Consider the following 20,438-nt stretch of genomic DNA (forward strand, 5'->3'; position numbering starts at 1 on the left):
TGATGAGCGAACCTCTAATATATACAGTAGCACCATCATGCAGTACTATTCTATTTATGCAGAAAAGAGGTTTCCCATGAAACAGATTGGCATTGCACTTATTGGTTGCGGAGCGATTTCAAGCGTACATTTAAAAGCAATTTCAGAAATACCAACGGCCAAATTAGTAGCAGTTGTAGACACGAATGCCGAGTTAGCCGCGCAAACAGCAGAAGCGTATCAATGCCGTTATTACACGGATTATCTCGAAATGTTGAAGAATCCAGACATTGACGTCGTTCATATATGTACAGCGCATTATTTGCACGCGCCAATGGCTGTTGATGCACTTAACGCTGGCAAGCATGTTCTGACGGAGAAGCCAATGGCTGAAACGAAAGAAGCTGCAATCACGATGTTACATGCAGCGGAAGCAAATCCGAATGTGCAATTAGGTGTTATTTTCCAAAATCGATATAACCCTGCCTCCATCCTTATGAAACAAACTGTCGATTCGGGAGAACTCGGAAAATTGCTTTGTCTGAAAGGCATTGTTACATGGTGCAGAGATGCTTCCTATTATCAAACGGAATGGAAAGGGAAATGGGCAACAGAAGGTGGTGGAGTCCTCATTAACCAGTCCATTCATACCTTAGATCTACTGCAGTGGATTGGTGGCGAGGTGTCAAGTGTGAAAGGGACGATGTCGACAGACTCCCTGGAGGGCATTATTGAAGTTGAAGATACCGTACATGCGCATTTGACGTATCAGAACGGGGCTACAGCTGTCTTTTATGCAACGAATTCGTATGGGGTCAACTCCCCGCCTGAAATCGAGCTTGTCTTCGAAAAAGGCAAATTAGTACTCGCAGGTGATACCCTATATCGCGTAGTGGATGGTGAGCAATCCATATTAACGTCTCCAGAAGCAACAAATTTGGGAGCCAAATCCTACTGGGGAATTAGCCATGGCACGCAGATTGCAGATTTCTATGACCATCTCCTGCATAACCGCAGCTATGGTTTAAATGGACCTGAAGGGTTCAAGGCGTTCAATCTGGTTATGGATATTTATGAATCGTCCAGATCTGGGAAGAGAATAAGTTATCAGTAACCTGAGCGATAGCAGGGAGCTAAGTTTCAGCGCGGAACAAAGTCCCGTCATCACGGAAGTAAAAGGCAATTTCATCGGAAATCGTACTCATTCGGATTGAGATTCTGGTGAATTCTTCGATGATGCCGCGATCCACTTCGCTGTAAACGCCATGCTCGTCGGTTTGCCAGACAGATACCGTTGTTTGGGATAGGGCGGCGGCAAATAGATCGCCATCCGATGTTAATGTCAGCAACATGAGATTCACATCTCCTTCTATGTTTTCATTGTACGAACACGTTACTTTGTTCAGTTATTACTTGAGTATATTCGCCATTAGTAATGACATGCGAAATAAACGAGTGAAGTTCTCCTATTAGTAAATAATTCGAAGCCGTTCCCATTGGGAACGGCTTTTTTCTGTCTATTCAGTGTAAGGGTACTCGTTCAATCCGGTTTATCCCCCTGCCCAAATGGTCATAATGGGAAAGGGATGAGTAGAAGGAGGGACCCACATCATGCCAGATGATGTAACGATTCCTATTGACCCTAGTATTGAAACAAACCTAGAACGGATCATGGTGGATTTAGGCGGCAGTGATGATGTTGTCATCCGCGAAATTCAAGAGGAAGGTACCCTGACAATAGCGGCAGCGGTTGTGTATATCGATGGGCTTTCGGATACGACGGCCATTAATACGTATATTTTGGATGTATTAAAAATGATGTTAAGGGATGCCCCTCATGAAGCGTATAGAGAGCAATTGGATACAGAAACACTTGCCAAAGAACTGTTAACAGGATTAGGCTGCATTGAAACCGTAGCAGATATGGCAAGTCTGTATGAAAATTTACTTTCAGGTGAGGCTATTATTTTATTTAATGGGCAAAATCACGCCTATCGCGCGGACATTCGTCAATGGAAGGGACGTGATGTGACTGAATCCACCAATCAGACGTCCATACGTGGTCCGAGGGAAAGCTTTACAGAGACACTTCGCACGAATACTGCGTTAATTAGACGTAAAATAAAAGATCCAAGACTATGGATGGAGACGATCTCCATCGGTCGAATAACGAAAACGGACGTAACCATCATGTACATGAATGGGATCGCTAAGCCATCGGTAATCAATCTCGTTCGGTCTAAATTAAGAGCAATTGATATCGATAGTATTCTGGACAGCGGTTATATCGAAGAATTGATCGAAGATAATAAATTTTCGCTATTTCCAACTGTCTATAATTCTGAACTTCCAGACAGCACGGCCGCCCAGTTATTAGAGGGGAAAGTAGCGATTATCGTAGATGGAACGCCTAATATTTTGTTAGTACCTACGCAACTCGTGACTTTCTTTCAATCAGCAGAGGACTACTACCAACGAGCCTACTATGCAAGTCTCCTACGTCTACTTCGATTTAGCACAGTATTCATCTCTTTGTTATTGCCTTCAATCTATATCGCGATTACGACTTTTCATCGTGATATGCTGCCGGCTTCGTTGCTAATCGGCTTAGCTGCCCAACGTGAGGGGGTGCCATTACCTGCTTTTGTTGAAGCGCTTGTCATGGAAGTGACTTTTGAAATTCTGCGAGAAGCGGGTCTTCGCATGCCGCGTGCCATTGGACAAGCGGTATCTGTCGTTGGCACTCTTGTCATCGGACAAGCTGCGGTAGAAGCGGGAATCGTCTCGGCAGCCATGGTTATTGTGGTTTCAGTAACGGCCATTTCTACCTTTACGTTGCCATCGTATAGCATGTCTATTCCAGTACGTCTACTTCGGTTTGTATTTATGGGGGCAGCGGCAAGTTTTGGGTTATTCGGGATTGCCATGGGGATGTTTGTGTTATTGCTTCATTTGTGTGCTCTTCGTTCTTTCGGGGAGCCTTTTATGTCTCCATTTTCACCCTACCGCAAAGCAGATTTAGAGGATACGCTGCTTCGTTTACCAAGATGGCTTATGTTTCAACGTCCTGAGACATCACTCGATGAAGGCAGTGATAGAATACGAAAGCAGTAGCAAGGAGGCGTATTAGGATGAAATATAAATTAACTATTATGCTTCTTTGCTTACTTATGCTAACTGGTTGTTGGAGCAGACGTGAATTAAATGAGCTGCTTATCGTCCTTGGAATCGGTGTTGATTGGAAGGATGGGGAGTATTTGGTGTCTTTTCAAGTCGTAAATCCAAGTGAAATATCCGCCCAGAAAAAAGGGGGGGATCGCCCGCCTAGCACGCTCTACCAGGGGAAAGGGAAGACTTTATTTGAGGCAGCAAGGTCATTGACAGCGGAAGCGCCTCGGAAGGTCTATATGGGACATTTGCAATTGTATGTTATTGGCGAGGAATTGGCGAGGCGAGGGATAAAAGATTTCCTTGATAATTCAATCCGAGATAATGAATTACGCATGGATTTTAATCTCGTTGTTGCAAGAGGAACGATGGCGGAGAATGTGTTGAAATTATTCACCCCTGTTGAGAAATTATCGAGTTATAGTATGCAACAATCCTTGCAAACTTCACAGAAGTCATGGGCTCCGACAGTTGCAATGACGATGGATGAAACGTTGAATAGGCTGTCTGGCAATGGTTTCGAACTAGCGATAACAGGTATACGAATAATCGGTGACCCAGCAATGAGTGACTCGAAAAAGAATGTAGAGTATTTTCTTCCGCCTAGTAGATTCCGTTACAACGGAATCGCGGCTTTCAAAGAAGACAAATTAATTGGCTGGCTAGATGAGCTGGAAAGTAAAGGTTATACAGACATAACAAACAATTTGGATAGCACATCTATCGAGATTCCTTGCGGTGAGCAGAAATATACGGCTATTGAAGTGACATCCTCGGAAGCCAAATTGAAGGCAAGCGTACGGAATGGGAAGCCTGAGATGAATGTGGCCATACGAACGGAAGCGAATATCGTTGGGAGACAATGCAGAGATATCGATCTGACGGACCCTCAAGTGATTCAACGTCTGGAAAATGAGTCCAAACAAATCATACAGTCGCATGTAGAGGCAGTCGTTTCACGTGCGAAGACAATGAAGTCGGATATCATCGGTTTTGGAAGTCAACTCGGTAAGGATCAGCCTGCATATTGGAAAAAAGTTAAAGATACATGGAATGATGACATGTTTCTTCAAACAAAAGTTAACTACGAGATGGAATTTTTCATCAGGAAAATAGGGACAATTGGAAATTCAACCATGCATTAGGCTATGAGAAAGGACTTGTTCGTGAATGGCGTCTGTACTTACTGTTCTTGCTTTAGTTGCGGGTACGTTCTGGTTAGAAGCACCAAAGCTATTACGACAAAATCATAAACGTGAATTTTTTATTTTCATCCTACTCCTGTTGCTAGCAAGCAGTTCGTATGTCTTGCTAACCTTAGAAGTTATTTTACCAAATCCATTCAAAATCATTGAATGGATGTACGGATGGACTGTTTAAATTAGTTTGGATGCAGAGAAAAGGAGGGTCCAAATGAGTACATTTGACAATGCTACCATTTCTGTGCGCCAATTTACGATCCTGATCATTCTTGGCGTTATTGGAGATTCAATTCTCATTATGCCGACCATCCTTGCTACAGCAGCGAAACAAGATGCATGGTTGTCGGTGTTATTAGCCATCTTTCTTGGGTTCCTAACAGGATGTATCTTTGCTGGTATTGCGAACATACTTCGCAGGCGGAGACTTTTTAATCTAATTAGACTACATGTAGGTGTTTGGATTGGCAGTCTGATCGTCTTATTATTTCTATTCGAATTCTATATGTGTTTGCTAACGTTGTTAAGTGAGATGAGTCAGTTTATGACAACGCAATTGATGCCAGAAACACCCATTAATGCGATCATTGCTGTATTTATTTTGGTTATTATTATCGCTTACAGGTATGGTGTTGAAGCATTTGCTCGGATGGGGGAACTGTTATTTCCCGTGTTCATCCTGTTATTTCTCATACTCTTCGTTTTACTCCTGCCTCAAGTGGATTTTGCCAACTTGCGCCCCATAGCAGTTGAAGGAATAGGACCGATTTGGCGGGGGGCTATAATGGCTTTTGCAACTGCATTTTCAGAAATGGTTGTGCTTCTCATGTTAGTACCCAATGTTACTGGTTCCACAGCACTAACCAAACCAATCTTAACCGGTTACGCGATCGGTGGTGCCATTTTATTTGTTATTGTCATTCTGTGTGTCCTTGTGTTAGGGCCGAATTTAATGGAGACGAAATTTTATCCGACCTTCGTACTCGCGCAGAAAATAACAATTGGACACTTCCTGGAGAGGCTAGAGGCCGTTATGGCATTTCTGTGGTTCATATCGGTTTTTTACAAAACGTTACTTATCTTCTTCGCACTGACCTCAGGTCTTGCAGAACTATTTCAGTTGAAGCAGAGTCATATGCTGACTATACCAATAAGTATGCTGCTACTCGTTGGAACCGTTGCAGGCACGCCAAATATTACCCAATATAATGCCATATTGGAGTCTTACTATACTTGGTTTGACCTTACTTTTTGTATCGTGATTCCCGCTATAGTGCTCATCTTATTTGGTATCTATGATCGTCGAGATAAACAGAAAAGGATCAATGAAGACATTGAGATAACTTAACGATTCCTAATTTTAGGAGGACAACCATGGATCAACTGTTCAAAATGAAAGAACGAGGGACTTCCGTATCCACAGAGCTGATGGCCGGTGTTACGACATTTCTTACAATGGTCTATATCGTCATTGTGAATCCAGGGATTTTAAGTACAACAGGGATGGACTTCCATGGGGTATTCATGGCCACTGTGCTTGCCAGTATAGCAGCCACGCTCATCATGGCGCTGTTCGCGAATTATCCGATCGTTCTTGCGCCAGGCATGGGATTGAATGCATATTTCGCATTTACGGTGGTGGGAGGCAATGGCGTGACATGGCAAGTAGCACTAGGTGCTGTGTTTATGGCTGGCATTCTGTTCATCGTACTGTCGCTCACATCATTTCGTTATGTGTTACTCGACGCTATTCCTACCAGTCTCAAACACGCAATCACCGCTGGTATAGGACTGTTTATCACATTTGGCTTTATCGTATATCCGATTCTCAAGCTCATCCGGGGGAAAAGGAAGGATGTACATCCTATTTTCTATCTTTTTGCGGTGTTATTTTTTATACAGATTGTCTTTTTCACACACTAATCTATGAAACATAAATAGCTGAAGCAGGCGCTGCGGCGTTCTGCTTTTTTGTGTTTCTATCGTCTCTCAATCAGGCATTCTCAACTCCGCTTGCATCCAAACCAATTTGGACAAGGGACATAAACTATCAGGAACTACGATGTTGAGAGAGTGGTGCAGATGGGGAAAGGACTTCTTAAGGCCGTTGCGCTAACGTACAGTTTGACGATAGAGCGAGTTGAGCTCATACGGCATACATCGCGGGCTTTTGTCGTGAAAATTACTGCAGACGAAGGTCTGTTTATTTTGAAAAGGATGCGGATGGACGAGTACCGATTACGCCATATGCTTGATGTCGAGGACTTTCTCAGGAGTCGAGGTATTCACATTCCATTCGTGTATCCTACCGATGAGGCACAGAATTACATGAGATATAAAGGCAATTTATATGTTCTTCAACAATGGATTTGCGGTGTTGCGTATCCGCTCACAACAGTAGATAAAGCGGTTAAATTAGCCGCATTATTGGGAAGTATCCATATGATTTCGAAAGAATATCCTGCCTCAATTGGCCCTATCTATCATGGATCGGCCAGGTGGGAGCGTGAATACGAGGAAGCTCTTTGCTATTTAGAAAGATGGAAGAATGAAAGCTTGCAAAGTGATGAACCATGGCGATTGGCTGTGCTATCCTATATAGATTTTAGTATAGCAACAGGCAAGTATGTCCAAGAGCAGATAAGCGCTTGTTCTCGTGCCTGGAAGGAGAATCAACCTCAACTAGTCGTAAGTCACAATGATTTTCATCTTCAAAATATCGTACAAGCGGAGTCCCAAGATATTTATATCTTGGATTGGGAATTTGTTAGATTCGATGTTCCTTCAAGGGATTTGAATCGACTTCTATATGCCATAGTAAAAAAAACATCAGGCTGGAATCCGCTAGTTTTTAAGAAAGTGATGCGAGCTTATTTAGCGCAAAATGGACTGACGTCACATGAAATGAAATTCATGTATCTAGATCTGGCATTTCCGCACAATGTATGCCGGAATCTCTTATGGGGCAAATTCAGTCGAATGACTGGGGAACAAATCAAGGATTTGCTCCAGAAAGAGCAGGATAAGGCCGTTTATTTGCTTGAGGCTTATAGAAAATAAAGTAGCAGTATTGTGCAGGAAGTTAGCCATTGTCTGCATTATAACTAAGATAATTTCAAGTTATAATGAGGAACGAATGAAATGTAAGCGCGAACATTCCAGTAAATACTTTTGATGACATGGAGGTTGTAGAAATGCTGAAAAACGCAAAGCAGCTTATCAAATCAGTATGCATCATTACGTTGGGCTCGCTCCTCATGACTTCATTCGGGATCCCAGCGCCTTCCGCACATGCGGCCGTAGCCAGACAGATGGAGAAGCTAGACCGCGGCTTAGTCGCCGTTAAGGTGAGCACAGGTGTCCTCGTCAGTTGGAGACTGTTGGGAACGGAGGCAGCAAGTACATCATTCAATGTGTATCGGAATGGTGTGAAGCTTAATGCTACACCCATTACGACGAGCACGAACTATCAGGACGACACCGGGACAACAAGCTCAAGCTATACGATTAAGGCTGTAGTAGGTGGTGTAGAGCAAGCCGCATCTGCTGCCGCTACTCCATGGGCGAACAACTATTTGGATGTACCGTTGCAGAAACCAGCAGGTGGAACGACACCAGACGGTGTCAGCTATACCTATACGGCCAATGATGCGAGCGTTGGTGATATGGATGGTGACGGTCAGTATGAAATTATTTTGAAATGGGATCCAACGAATGCGAAAGACAATTCCCAAGATGGCTATACAGGTGAAGTATTTGTCGATGCCTATAAACTGAACGGCACGCGGTTATGGCGAATTAGTATGGGTAAAAATATTCGGGCTGGCGCGCACTATACGCAATTCATGGTCTACGATTTAGATGGGGATGGCAAAGCCGAGATCGCGATGAAAACAGCGGATGGAACGAAGGACGGCACTGGCGTCGTGATCGGCAGTTCAACTGTGGATTATCGCAACAGTGTGGGAAGGGTGCTGAGTGGTTCTGAATTCTTGACCATATTTGAAGGGACGACAGGGAAAGCATTGACTTCAACGAGCTATGATCCTCCGCGTGGCACAGTCGGAGATTGGGGCGATACATACGGAAATCGGGTAGATCGGTTCCTAGCAACGGTTGCCTATTTGGATGGGCAAAAGCCGAGTATTGTCATGGCACGTGGTTATTACACGAGAACCGTTCTAGTGGCGTACAATTGGCGTGGTGGAACATTATCTAAATTATGGACATTTGACAGCAACACTTCTGGTAACTCGGCCTATGCAGGGCAAGGGAACCACAACTTAACAGCAGCGGACGTTGATGGTGATGGCAAGGATGAAATCGTCTATGGGGCGATGACAATCGATGACAATGGCGCTAAGAAATACAACACAGCTTTAGGTCATGGCGATGCTCTTCATGTAGGCGATTTGGATCCAAACAGCGCTGGTCTCGAAGTGTTCAAAGTCATGGAAAGCACTAGCGCTGCCTATGGCGCAGCTGTCTGGAATGCTGGAACAGGCGCCATCAAGTGGGGCGTGAATACAGCCGCTGATACGGGAAGAGGAATGTCAGCTGATATTGACCCGCGATACGCTGGCGAAGAAGTGTGGGCAAGTAACGGAGTCGGGCTGTATCAAATCAACGGTACCAAAATCAGTTCGACGATCCCTTCTTCCATTAACTTCGGTATCTGGTGGGACGGCGATGTTTCTCGTGAGCTTCTTGATCACAATTGGGATGGCACGAACGGCGTTGGACGTATTGATAAATGGAATTACACCAGTCTCAATACAACGACTTTATTAACGGCAACAGGAACCAGTTCGAATAACTACACGAAAGGGAATCCAAGCTTGCAAGCCGATCTTCTAGGCGACTGGCGTGAAGAGGTCATTTGGCGGAAATCAGATAGTACAGCTTTACGTATTTACGCAACACCGTATGTGACAAGTACGCGTCTTTGGACGTTAATGCATGATCCTTTGTACCGTCTGGATATCGCCTGGCAGAACGTGGCATACAACCAACCGCCGCACACAAGTTATTATCTTGGAACAGGCATGGCAACGCCTACACAGCCGAATATCTATACTACGCCATAAGAAGCATCTGTTAGAAACGTTGGGTTAACGCCAGCGTTTCTTTTTTATTCCAATCTCATTTGTTGAATGCGCTTTCGGAAAGCAGCAGGTGAAGTCCCATAAAAAGCGGAAAACTGCCTTGAAAAATAGAAGGGATGATTGAAACCGACTTCTTCGGCAACTTCGGCCATAGGCAATGAGGTTGTTTCTATGAGTTTTCTAGCTTGTCGAAGTCGTGTTTTGTTTAACATGTCCATAACGGATTCACCGGTTTGCGTTTTGAAGAGGTGAGCGAATCTAGATGGGGATAAATTAACGGCAGCAGCCAAATCAGATACGGTATAAGGCTGGTTATAATGTTCTGCAATTAACGCTAAGGTAAGCTTGACGCGGGAATCGAGCGGGTATTCGGTTTGCATAGCACTTTTGGATAGCAGCAGGAGGATTTGTTCTAACGCGTTCATGGCCAATCGTTCTGCAAAGGAATTAACTTCTTCGTTATATTGAAGTAATTGGGCAAAAGCATTTCTTAACCGAAACAACTCCTTATCGTCACCTAAACGGGCAAGTCGGATTCCTTTAATTGCCTCTGGCAGCTGTAAGAGCGGTAACCATTCTTTCTGCGGTACAAAATGACACCAATAAAATTCCCAGAGAGTATTCTCTGGTGTTCCATAGAAATGAGGGGTACCTGGCGTGATGATCGTCACTTCATTCTGTTGACAAGGATAGGTTTCTTTCCCGTTGTTGAAAAGGCCGATTCCTTGTAACGTCAAGGTGAGATAATAATCTTTCGTCCCGTTGGACCGTTTAACTTGGTAGCCATAAGATTGTCGATAATGGCCTGATATCAGCTTTCCAGGGATTGTGATCAGATTTTCTTTGGCAGAAAAGGATATGAAATCAGTCATTCGGTGGACGCCTCCATTTCCCAGTTCATTCTTAGTATAAAGGATTTTATTGGGAAATAAATGGGGAATAAAAAAGATGCCCCACAAGCCATAAGGCAGTGAGACATCTTTGAGAAATTAATAAGCTAATGCGAAAAGACCATGAATATGTGACAAGTAGCGAACGTTGCTCGCTTCTTTCATAAGTGTTGCAGGTAAGCCCTTGAGCTGTGTATTTTTTCCGCCAATGGTGCCAACGCCGTCTTTGCGTCCGAGGCTGCCCAGTGTACCGGAGAAAACAGGAACGAATTTATCCATTACGCCGCCTTTTAGTTGAACGGACAAGTTATAACCTACCGTTTCACCCATTTGCCAAGCAAGCTGAGCAGTAGGTGGGTAAGGTCTTTCACTGCCTTCAGGGAAGACAACTGCGCAATCTCCAGCTAAGAAAATATCAGCATGGCTTGTGGATTGCAGCGTTGATGTTACAGTAGCACGACCGCGATCTTCCGCGATACCACAGCTGCCGACAACAGCGTTGCCTTTCACGCCGCCAGTCCAAATAATCGTACCAGCCTCGATCGTTTGTCCACTTTTCAGAGATACAGTATTGGCTGTAGCTTCTGTGATTGCAACACCTGTTAAGAATGTCACGCCACGCTTCTCAAGGCTTGTTACTGCGCGCTCAATAAGTACTTGTGGGAATACAGGTAGAACAGCAGGGCCAGCTTCTACACAATAGATGGAAACATCCTTGAAGTCAATACCTTTCGCACGGCATACTTCAGGAAGTTTATCTGCAAATTCACCTACAAGCTCAACACCTGTTAAGCCGCCGCCGCCAACAACAATCGTTGCATCAGCTTTATTGCCAGATGCTTTGTAAGCGTCCAAGCGAGCTTCGACATGCGCACGAATGCGGTTAGCATCTGCTGCGGATTTCAGAATCATGCTGTTCGCTTCCAAACCAGGAATACCAAAGTAATTCGTTTCGCTGCCTAGAGCTACAACCAGCGCATCGTACGTATGTACAGCACCGCTGTTTGTAAGTACTTTTTTCTCATTTGGTTTAATCTCAGAAATGGTGTCAACTACGATATTTACGTTCTTGTCTCCAAGAAGTTTTTGAAGAGGAAGCGCAACGGCTTGCTCTTGGATCGTACCACCAGCTAATCTGTGTAATTCAGTAATGATTTGGTGCGTTGAGAATTTATTGATGATCGTAATGTTAGCTTCTGAAGCTGTCAAATGTTTACGTGCTGTTAATGCAGTCAATAGACCGCCGTAACCGCCACCAAGAATTAATATTTGTTTAGCCATCGTTATCATCCCTTGTCCGGATTAATTTTTTCGTTCAGCGAGTACGTTCAAGAATGCTTGTGCAAAACGAAGTGTTTTTTGCACTTCAGGGTCTTTCAGCATTTTCAACATACCGAAAAGACCGATGGTCGTTCCTACGTCAGCTTGTGAGCGTTCGCCAGCTTCAATTGCAGCTGATGCGATGTTTTTTGCTTTTTCTTGTACGGGTTTCACGAATTCGCCAATTCCTTGGGCAAAATCGTTGATGAGTACTTTGTCTGTCGCCACATTTTGCGCGAAGTCGTACGCCTTCGTTAGCATTGTAACCATCTCAGCTAACTTAGGAAGATTATCGACCAGAATAGAAAGAGATTCTTGAACCTCAGGCTTTAATAATTGGTCAAGTACGTCTAATGTTTTGGGTTCAGCAGCAAGTGTTGCTGCTACTTCTTGAACTGATGTCTGTGACATATGACAACTCCTCCTTTGCGTAGAAAAAAACGTATTACATTATTCTACACCTTTTGACAATAAATTTATAAAGGCAGATATTTCAAATTGGTGAACAAATCCTATATAAAACACAACTTGACCTAGAATAATCCCTGTCTAAGGGATATGGATTGATTTTATAATGAAGTTGTTAGTTGGATTGGCATTTATTGGATCAAGTACAAGCTAATTTTAGATGTGCAAAAGGAGTTGAGAAGGAGAAGGACAGACCCATGGACGTAACAAGGCAATAGGCTTTGACATCTAGAAAGCGCATACATAAGAGGAGGCTCGTAATTATTAATTTTCAAGGAACGAATATTAAAACTTAAGGAGCAAACGTACATGAAAATTGACAAGTCGAAAAAGATCATTCCTTTGGCTCTTAGTTGTATGCTTTCATTCTCCTTACTGCCGCTTGCTACACCCGCCTTCGCGGAGACATTGTTAAGTGATAATTTTGAAGCCTACAGCAGTTTCCCATCCGGTGGATGGACGAACGCTTCCGGTAATGGGACTTGGAGCATTGCTACGGATGGAAGTAAGGTAGCTACCCAAACGTCATCCACTTCCAATACGTATATTATGACGAATGGAACGTCATCTTGGACGAATTATACGTATTCGGCCAAAGTAAAAGTGGGATCAACTAGTGTTCGTAATGGGATCGTAGCTCGTTATACGAATAGTAATAACTACTATTTCCTGATTTTATATAATGGGAATTTACTTCTGAATAAAAAAGTAAGCGGTTCCACATCGACAATTCAACAGGTTCCTTTCACGGCGAATACCTCCACTTTTTATAATTTGCAGCTAGAAGTGAATGGAACTTCGGTCAAAGGCTATGTGAATGGAACCTTATTGGTTCAAGGGACGGATAGCAGCTTAACGAACGGTGTACCAGGCTTTTATGCCAATGGTGTCGCTGAGTATGACGATGTTTCGGTAACAGACAGTGCGGCCAGTGATACACAAGCGCCATCAGTGCCTACTGGATTAGCAGCTACCGCAGCTTCCAGCAGCCAAATTAATTTGAGCTGGACAGCCTCGACTGACAATGTCGGCGTGACAGGCTACGATATCTATCGTGCTGGCTCTCTTGTGGGATCTACCGCTACAACTACGTACAGCGATTCCGGCTTGAGCCCATCCACATCGTATTCTTATACGATAAGAGCTAAGGATGCGGCAGGCAATACATCTGCAGCGAGCAGTACAGCAAGCGCTACAACGCAAGCGGGGTCTAGTGATACACTAGCGCCATCAGTGCCTACTGGATTAGCAGCTACCGCGGTGTCAAGCAGTCAAATTAATTTGAGCTGGACAGCTTCGACCGACAATGTCGGCGTGACAGGCTACGATATCTATCGTGCTGGCTCACTTGTGGGATCTACTTCTAAAACTATGTACAGCGATTCCGGCTTGAGCCCATCCACTTCGTATTCTTATACGATTAGAGCCAAGGATGCGGCAGGTAATACATCTGCAGCGAGCAGTACAGCTTCAGCAACAACCCAAGCTGGTGGAGGCGGTACAGTTGTCAATGTGTCAACATCGGCGCAACTAACGTCTGCGATTAGCAGTGCGACAGCTGGGACAACGATTGTACTTGCCAATGGTACCTATACCAATGGAGGGAACTTCAGTATCAGCGGCAAAAATGGAACAGCCTCAAATCCGATTACGATTAAAGCGGCCAACACCGGGCAGGCTATTATATCGGGCAGCGCATATTTTATCGTATCTAATTCTTCCTATGTCACGATTGAAGGCTTGAAATTCACGAATACTGGCAACACAGCGGTCAAGTTAGATCAAAGCAACAACGTACGCGTAACCCGCAATACGTTTGCCATTACTGAAAACGGGAATTCATTGAAATGGGTGTACATTGGTGGAGCCAACAGCCATCATAACCGTATTGATCATAATGAATTCGGGCCTAAGCATGACTTGGGTAACTTTATTACAGTGGACGGATCTTCGACCCAAATCTCGCAGTACGATACGATTGAGTACAACTACTTCCATGACATCGGTCCTCGTGCAACGAATGAAATGGAAGCTATACGATTAGGCGTCAGTACACTGTCCATGTCAAACGCCTATGCAACGATTCAATATAATTTGTTTGAAAACTGTGACGGTGATCCCGAATATATCTCTGTGAAAAGCGGTAACAACACCGTTCGGTACAATACGTTCCGCAACTCGCAAGGCGTGCTCTCATCACGGCATGGTCATGCTCAGAGCTTCTACGGCAACTTCTTCCTAGGAGATGGAGTGAAGTCAGGCATCGGCGGTATCCGTCTGTACGCGAATGATCACAAAGTGTTCAATAATTATTTTGAAAACCTAACGGGCAGTGGCTACTCGGATGCGATTAACGTAGACGGCGGGGATTTTGATGGAGGTACGAATGGGAATTCGTACACGAGCTCCGATTTAAGCAAGCACTGGAGAGTGTACCGCGCGCAGATTGTTAACAACACGATTGTCAACAGTACAACCGGGATCGTGATTGGCGGAAACTACTCCCAAGCGCCTGTAGACAGCATCATTGCCAACAATATCGTGAAAAACACGACAGGTACGTTATTTAATCAGGTGAAAACGAGCAATACCACATTTCAAGGCAACATTGGGTTCGGTTCCACATTAAGCAATGTGGCTAGAACATCGGCTGAAATCAATAACGTGAATCCATTGTTAACGACGTCAGGAGGCTTACAGAAGCTATCTAGTTCAAGCCCCGCGATCAATGCTTCTGCAGGTTCTTATACGTTTGTTACGACGGATATGGATGGTCAAAGCCGTTCAGGAACAAATGATGTAGGCGCGGATGAATACGCAACAAGTTCAGTCGTCCAAGTGCCGTTGACAACGGCACAAGTAGGACCGCTAGCGCCTTAGAGAGAGAGAGGCTGTCTGAAAAGGTGATCTAGACGCAATCATCAGCTGCGACGACTCCCTTGAGCACAATTTCTGTGCGCAAGCAATCAACCGTCAGCTGCGACGACTCCTTGAGCACAATTTTTGTTCGCAAGCAATCAACCGTCAGTGGCAACGACTCCCTTGAGCACAATTTTTGTTCGCAAGCAATCAACCGTCAGTGGCGACGACTCCCTTGAGCACAATTATTGTGCGCAAACAATCAACTGTCAGCGACGACGACTCTCTTGAGCACAATTATTGTGCGCAATCAATCAACTGTTAGCGGAGACGACTCCCTTGAGCACAATTTTTGCCAATTATTGTGCGCAAACAATCAACTGTCAGCGGAGACTACTCCCTTGAGCACAATTTTTTTGCGTACATGAATACCTAGGAAGTTAAAAGTTACTGCTTCACGTCTTCCACGAAAAGTAGGAGCTAAGCGAGAAAGACCGCTTAGCTCCTACTTTTTTATGGAAAGTGATCTTTTTGTTCCCGACGTGTTCCATAGAATTTTTTCCAATATTAGCTTACTTGCACAACAAAAGCGGAGCACCATACGTCTAACTAAAATGGCATACATTGGATGTAGAGGTGGTTTGTTTTGAAGAATGGGAAAAGGCTGGTTTACGCAATTTTTATCCTTAGTTTGATCATCGGCTGTGAAAATGAAGAAAAGGCTGTACCTGTATCACCTGCTAAGGAGAATGTGAAACCGGTTGAAATGCCTACCGGATCACCAACTTCCAAGCCAAATGAAGTCAAACCAATCGCGGGAGTCCCTGAGCAAGCGGTCCGTATTCGTTTGGAGCCAAGAGGTTACTTACATGCACCCATTGAGACAATTGTCGCGGACACACCGCAAACATTCGCTATTACATTTGGTGAAGGGATGAATCGCCAATCTGTAGAGGAATCATTACGTAAAGCTATCACGATGAGTGGAGATCCTAGTCCACAAATAGACGTCGTATTCAATTGGCAAAATGAAAGGGAGTTAAACCTCACTGTCTCTGTAAAAGGTCTCGTTACCAATCCGTATCCAACACATGGCTATACAGTTGATTTGAATGGAGCAGTAACCAGTTCTGGTAAAACGCTGAGAGATACCCCTACATTTCAGACCTATATTCAAAAACCTCAACAATTATGGCGTATCTCCGTCGAAGATGGACGAATGGAAAAGATCAGTAAGTTCAATGAACCCTATCAGATGCAGGCATTGAATAATGCCGATTTTATGCTAGCTACGCAATTCCTCGACTACTGCGAATGTGATGCGACATTACCGCTGTCCCATTCGGTATATAACATTGGTCTTAATGAAATGAAGACGTATCCTGTACCTCTCATGATTCAATATAAAGGGAAAGGCGATTTTGTCGCGGACACACGAGGATTTTTCTATGAGCAGCCTATGAACGGAGTTGAGATTCCGCGCAGTGATACGGAACTAGACATTCACGTGCCGGGCTATGTCCATGGGGCCTCATTTAGTCTAGATCGTAAGAATCTGATTCTGGCGCTCGGTCAAGAAAAGCAAGAAACGGATTTGGATTTTGTTATCTATCACTTGGAAACGAAAAGAATCGTGAATCTCCCCAAAAAACTCATAGGTCAAATACCAGATAACCAAGTTAGCTCTACGAAAATACCCATTCAATTTCAAGATGATGGCAGGTATGTGTATACGTATATGATAAATGAAGAGTCACATGAAAGTCAGGAGTTCCGCTATTCGTGGAGCAGTGGCATGTTTGAGGCGTGGAAATCGCCAGTTAGCGAACATGGTTGGAGTGGTTTTGTGGCTTCAGACGACGGGACATATCGTTATTATTACAACGGTAATGGTGTGATGTATCATGAAAACGAGAAGATCACCCTGCCAGCCGATTTACAACCACGTTTTTGGCAAAAAGGAACACATCGCTTTGTGTCATTCAAGAATAGGGACTTTAATACCAATTCTACTTTGTCCCTATACAGTTACAATGTCGATGATCAAAAAGAGGCCGTTATTGCAAAGCTTAGTCCTGGTGACTATTACTTGGTTGGCAGCAGCGCGGACGGACAATGGGTTTACGTATCTGCCGGAAATGATTTGTGAAAAGAAGTAAGCTCACTCCAAGAAACGTAAATAGTCATCGCTCTCGCTTATTTCGGAATGTCGAAAGGCAAGGGGAGACATGCCGACCATCTTATGAAATACTTTGCCGAAGTAACTCAGACTGCTGTATCCGCAAAGTGCAGCAATGACCGTGATGGATAATCCAGGGTCTCGCAAGAGCTCAGCTGCCTGTTCGATTCGTCGGTTTCGAACATAATCCATCGGTGTAACTCGGTAGTAGAGAGGAAACATTTTGCATAAATAGTACTTATCCAACTCAGCGATATCCGCTAACTGATCTAAGGTAAGGTCTTCGGCGAGATGTTTCTGAATATATGCAGCAACGCGCTTGTAAGGTGGGGGGATGTCCAATTGTGAGGGGGCTCCCCCTTCTATGAAGCAGCGCTGAAGGGCCAACAACCATTCATAGATCCGAAGCGAAAGGTCAAATCGGTCATTCAACTTGTTCTCAGCTGTATCGGTATACAATCGCCAAAGAAGATGGATTGGAGCCGTATCGGACTCTAATTCTAGAACAGGTCCGTATGGTTGAAGTAAATCATGTCGCAACCAATCCTCCTTGACACCCTCGAATCGAATCCAAATGAACTCCCAAGGTTCTCCGCTAGACGCATCGAATGCATATTCATGATCGCTTGGAATGGCGACGATGAATGCGTGTCCTTTCGGAACGGTGTACCCCTCATTCCCAATACGAAGTTTCCCTGCACCTTTTAAAGTGTATTGAAAGATGATTCCTTGGCCGCCGCGCTTAAGACCATCCCATCGATAGTTCTCGTCACTCACCGAGCTGTGCCCGATCGAAATGAGTTTATACAAGTGCCGATCGCTACCTCCTGTATATCTAAAACCATAAGATTTATGCACAATATATTACCACCCATGTTCAAAATGTTACTATATTTTCTGTGATTTATTAGATATATAATATCTCTAATAGATAATATATTACCATATTGGAGGTCGCTGAGACGATGTTGTTGAAGGAATGGTTGGATTGTTATGTTCATCTGGAAGGGACTTCCTTGCATGTCGGTAATGCCAAAATTGAACGGAAATGGTCTTTTAGCCAAGGTTGGCCAGTCAGTATCTCTATTTTGGATAAAAACAAAGGGGGGGAATGGCTCGCAAACGAAACGAATACGCCGATGTTCCAGCTTCCTGGATGGTCGGCTGATCAGCAGCCAGAAACCATTTACCTATCAACCTTAGTGGGTGATGATTTTGGCATTTCGCGCCCCTACTTACAAACGAATGTAGATATGTACAATCAGGTTCAACAAACGCTGTACCGTTTAACGATAAAACTTTATCCAGATGCTGCATTCGTTCGACATGAAATCACCGTGATTCCCGAATATGATATCCGTGCTAATGAAACTGAATTGACACAACAAGTTAAGCCATACCTAGCCTGGACGAAGGCGGATTACTCTGAAAATGGGATGGATACACGATCTTTGCTTCGATTAGATACGAATAATAAGCAAAAAATTAGTGACATAGAAGATAGTTGCGATCACTTGGAACTTCGGGATCTCCATAGTCGATGGGAAACGATGCAATTCCTGGATCAAACCGATACGAACAATAATTTAGTAAGTCGTGACACAGGCTTGCTATATGTGAATGAAAAACGACGTTTACCCGGTAATCTGTTGTTCTTGAAACGGACGCTTCAGCACAGTGGATTGTTAGTGATCAAAGAAGGGCCAACATCGTTGGGTAATTATCAACATACTCGTATGGATTTTCATTTCCGCGGAAAGAGTTTGAGCATGATGGGGACGGGAATCCAGCAAGAAGATCTCGCGCAAAAGGAAGAACTCACCTCCTACGGAATTACGATTGGTGTTTATGATGGGACTACCATTGGGGGCTATGATTTGCTGCATAGTTATCATCGCAATCTTCGTAGGCATCATACGGCTAGGGATAGCTTCATGATGAGCAACACGTGGGGGGATCGATCGAAAGATGGTGCCATAAATGAGACCTTTCTGATCCGTGAGCTGCATGCAGCTGCGGAGCTGGGTTTAAGCATTTTGCAAATTGATGATGGATGGCAGAAGGGGGTTACGGTCAATTCCGTAAATGCCGCAACGAAGGGGAATGGGGGACTGTGGAGCGATTATTATAGCGGTGATGGGGACTTCTGGGAGGTGCATCCGGACAGATTTCCAAACGGACTTATACCAATTGTTGCGTTAGCCAGAGAACTAGGGATTGGTTTAGGCTTATGGTTCTCACCCGATGCGAAGAATGACTATATTAATTGGGAAAAGGATGTCGCTACGCTATTGCACCTCTATAGGAAGTATCAGATTTGTGCTTTTAAATTAGATGGCATTGAGATTCGCTCCAAACTCGGCGAGAGGCGATTACTCATGATGATGCGTTATGTTTTGGCTGCAACGCAGGGACACGTTGATTTCAACATCGATACAACGGCTCAGAAGCGGTTAGGATACTTTGGACAAACGCAATACGGCAGCATATTCTTAGAAAATCGTTACACCGATTGGCGCAATTATTACCCTCATTGGACACTGCGTAATTTATGGTTGCTCGCGCCTTACATGCCGACTTCGAGATTGCAAATGGAGTTTTTGAACGTCAATCGCAATAAGGAGAAGTATGCGGAAGATCCATTAGCTCCTGCTGCTTGCGGGCAAGTCTATGCTTTCGCCACAGTTGCATTCGCTAATCCATTGGCATGGATGGAACTGAACAGTCTTGAGGATACACAAATGGCAAGTTTAACCGACTTCATTCAAGCTTTAAAGCCCTATCATTCTGACATTGTAGCTGGACATGTGTTGCCAATTGGGGAGGAACCCAATGGTGCGAGTTGGACGGGGCTGCAGAGTATTTGTGGACCTACTCACGGTTATCTGCTGATCATACGTGAGCTTCATGAAGCGGATACGACAGCCATTAAACTATGGAATGTGCAGGGTGTTGTGCAAGTAACGGAGTTGATTCGAATGGATGTAAAGGATGAAGTAATTAGCCATTCAACGCTTCAGCCTCGGCAATGGGAGTCGACCCCGCAAGGAGATTATGTGGTAACTCGACCAGCACCATTCACGTTTTCTATATATCGATACGATATATTACCTACATAAAAAAAAGAGGTTGACCCGTTCGTGATCGTACGAACAAGGGTTGACCTCTTGTCATGAGGGGAACCTTTTAGCTGATAACCGTTTTTCTCAAACAGTTTTTGTGCCCCTAATTGATTGGAATAGTGGTATGGAGACCAATCGTGCTATTATGG

Annotated in this window: 16 protein-coding genes and 1 pseudogene; 11 read left to right on the top strand and 6 right to left on the bottom strand. The window is 44.2% G+C overall.

From position 1 onward, the window contains the following. Positions 1 to 76: 76 nt before the first annotated feature. Positions 77 to 1,093 carry a Gfo/Idh/MocA family protein gene (locus J2736_RS05580; protein WP_310224258.1) on the top strand — a complete coding sequence of 339 codons (1,017 nt, stop codon included), beginning with the start codon at positions 77 to 79 and terminating at the stop codon, positions 1,091 to 1,093. Between the two features lie 19 nt (positions 1,094 to 1,112). Here J2736_RS05580 and J2736_RS05585 read toward each other — a convergent pair whose 3' ends face one another. Next, positions 1,113 to 1,331 carry a hypothetical protein gene (locus tag J2736_RS05585; RefSeq protein WP_310224260.1) on the bottom strand — a complete coding sequence of 73 codons (219 nt, stop codon included), beginning with the start codon at positions 1,329 to 1,331 and terminating at the stop codon, positions 1,113 to 1,115. A 259-nt stretch (positions 1,332 to 1,590) separates the two neighbouring features. Between J2736_RS05585 and J2736_RS05590 the strand changes: the two genes are divergently transcribed. The 7 genes and pseudogenes from J2736_RS05590 (at position 1,591) to J2736_RS05620 (ending at position 9,433) form a co-directional block, all read left to right on the top strand. Then, positions 1,591 to 3,093, top strand: a complete 1,503-nt coding sequence (locus J2736_RS05590; protein WP_310224262.1) for a spore germination protein — start codon at positions 1,591 to 1,593, stop codon at positions 3,091 to 3,093. Between the two features lie 17 nt (positions 3,094 to 3,110). After that, positions 3,111 to 4,292: a Ger(x)C family spore germination protein gene (locus J2736_RS05595; protein WP_310224263.1), complete on the top strand. Its 1,182-nt coding sequence runs from the start codon at positions 3,111 to 3,113 to the stop codon at positions 4,290 to 4,292. 25 nt (positions 4,293 to 4,317) lie between these two features. Continuing rightward, entirely contained in the window at positions 4,318 to 4,527 is a 210-nt protein-coding gene (locus tag J2736_RS05600) for a hypothetical protein (protein WP_310224265.1), read from the top strand. 33 nt (positions 4,528 to 4,560) lie between these two features. Continuing rightward, the gene (locus J2736_RS05605; RefSeq protein WP_310224267.1) at positions 4,561 to 5,694 is read left to right on the top strand and encodes a GerAB/ArcD/ProY family transporter; all 1,134 of its coding nucleotides are present in this window, start codon (positions 4,561 to 4,563) and stop codon (positions 5,692 to 5,694) included. 35 nt (positions 5,695 to 5,729) lie between these two features. After that, positions 5,730 to 6,152: pseudogene (locus tag J2736_RS05610) on the top strand (solute carrier family 23 protein); the annotation flags it as partial. A 276-nt stretch (positions 6,153 to 6,428) separates the two neighbouring features. Beyond that, positions 6,429 to 7,406 (top strand): aminoglycoside phosphotransferase family protein, encoded by a 978-nt coding sequence (locus tag J2736_RS05615; protein ID WP_310224270.1) that lies wholly within the window; start codon positions 6,429 to 6,431, stop codon positions 7,404 to 7,406. Positions 7,407 to 7,603: 197 nt separating this feature from the next. Further along, positions 7,604 to 9,433, top strand: a complete 1,830-nt coding sequence (locus tag J2736_RS05620; protein ID WP_310225223.1) for a rhamnogalacturonan lyase — start codon at positions 7,604 to 7,606, stop codon at positions 9,431 to 9,433. A 44-nt stretch (positions 9,434 to 9,477) separates the two neighbouring features. Here J2736_RS05620 and J2736_RS05625 read toward each other — a convergent pair whose 3' ends face one another. From J2736_RS05625 to J2736_RS05635, 3 genes are all read right to left on the bottom strand, one after another. Further along, positions 9,478 to 10,323 (bottom strand): helix-turn-helix domain-containing protein, encoded by an 846-nt coding sequence (locus J2736_RS05625; RefSeq protein ID WP_310224272.1) that lies wholly within the window; start codon positions 10,321 to 10,323, stop codon positions 9,478 to 9,480. 117 nt (positions 10,324 to 10,440) lie between these two features. Continuing rightward, positions 10,441 to 11,622: an NAD(P)/FAD-dependent oxidoreductase gene (locus J2736_RS05630; protein WP_310224274.1), complete on the bottom strand. Its 1,182-nt coding sequence runs from the start codon at positions 11,620 to 11,622 to the stop codon at positions 10,441 to 10,443. 21 nt (positions 11,623 to 11,643) lie between these two features. After that, positions 11,644 to 12,072: a DUF1641 domain-containing protein gene (locus tag J2736_RS05635; RefSeq protein WP_310224276.1), complete on the bottom strand. Its 429-nt coding sequence runs from the start codon at positions 12,070 to 12,072 to the stop codon at positions 11,644 to 11,646. 366 nt (positions 12,073 to 12,438) lie between these two features. Between J2736_RS05635 and J2736_RS05640 the strand changes: the two genes are divergently transcribed. Next, on the top strand, positions 12,439 to 15,009 hold the full coding sequence (locus J2736_RS05640; RefSeq protein WP_310224278.1) for a chondroitinase-B domain-containing protein: 2,571 nt from the start codon (positions 12,439 to 12,441) through the stop codon (positions 15,007 to 15,009). 28 nt (positions 15,010 to 15,037) lie between these two features. Here J2736_RS05640 and J2736_RS05645 read toward each other — a convergent pair whose 3' ends face one another. After that, positions 15,038 to 15,163 carry a hypothetical protein gene (locus tag J2736_RS05645; protein ID WP_310224280.1) on the bottom strand — a complete coding sequence of 42 codons (126 nt, stop codon included), beginning with the start codon at positions 15,161 to 15,163 and terminating at the stop codon, positions 15,038 to 15,040. Positions 15,164 to 15,634: 471 nt separating this feature from the next. Between J2736_RS05645 and J2736_RS05650 the strand changes: the two genes are divergently transcribed. After that, a complete protein-coding gene (locus tag J2736_RS05650; RefSeq protein WP_310224282.1) occupies positions 15,635 to 17,137 on the top strand; it encodes a hypothetical protein in 1,503 nt (500 codons plus the stop codon). Between the two features lie 12 nt (positions 17,138 to 17,149). On the opposite strand, the gene J2736_RS05655 is transcribed toward J2736_RS05650, so the two are convergent. Beyond that, on the bottom strand, positions 17,150 to 17,977 hold the full coding sequence (locus J2736_RS05655; RefSeq protein WP_310224284.1) for a helix-turn-helix transcriptional regulator: 828 nt from the start codon (positions 17,975 to 17,977) through the stop codon (positions 17,150 to 17,152). A gap of 155 nt (positions 17,978 to 18,132) precedes the next feature. Between J2736_RS05655 and J2736_RS05660 the strand changes: the two genes are divergently transcribed. After that, complete coding sequence (locus J2736_RS05660; RefSeq protein WP_310224285.1) at positions 18,133 to 20,286, top strand: alpha-galactosidase; 2,154 nt, start codon at positions 18,133 to 18,135, stop codon at positions 20,284 to 20,286. Positions 20,287 to 20,438 lie beyond the last annotated feature (152 nt).

Source organism: Paenibacillus qinlingensis, from assembly GCF_031455095.1.
Classification (GTDB): domain Bacteria; phylum Bacillota; class Bacilli; order Paenibacillales; family NBRC-103111; genus Paenibacillus_E; species Paenibacillus_E qinlingensis_A.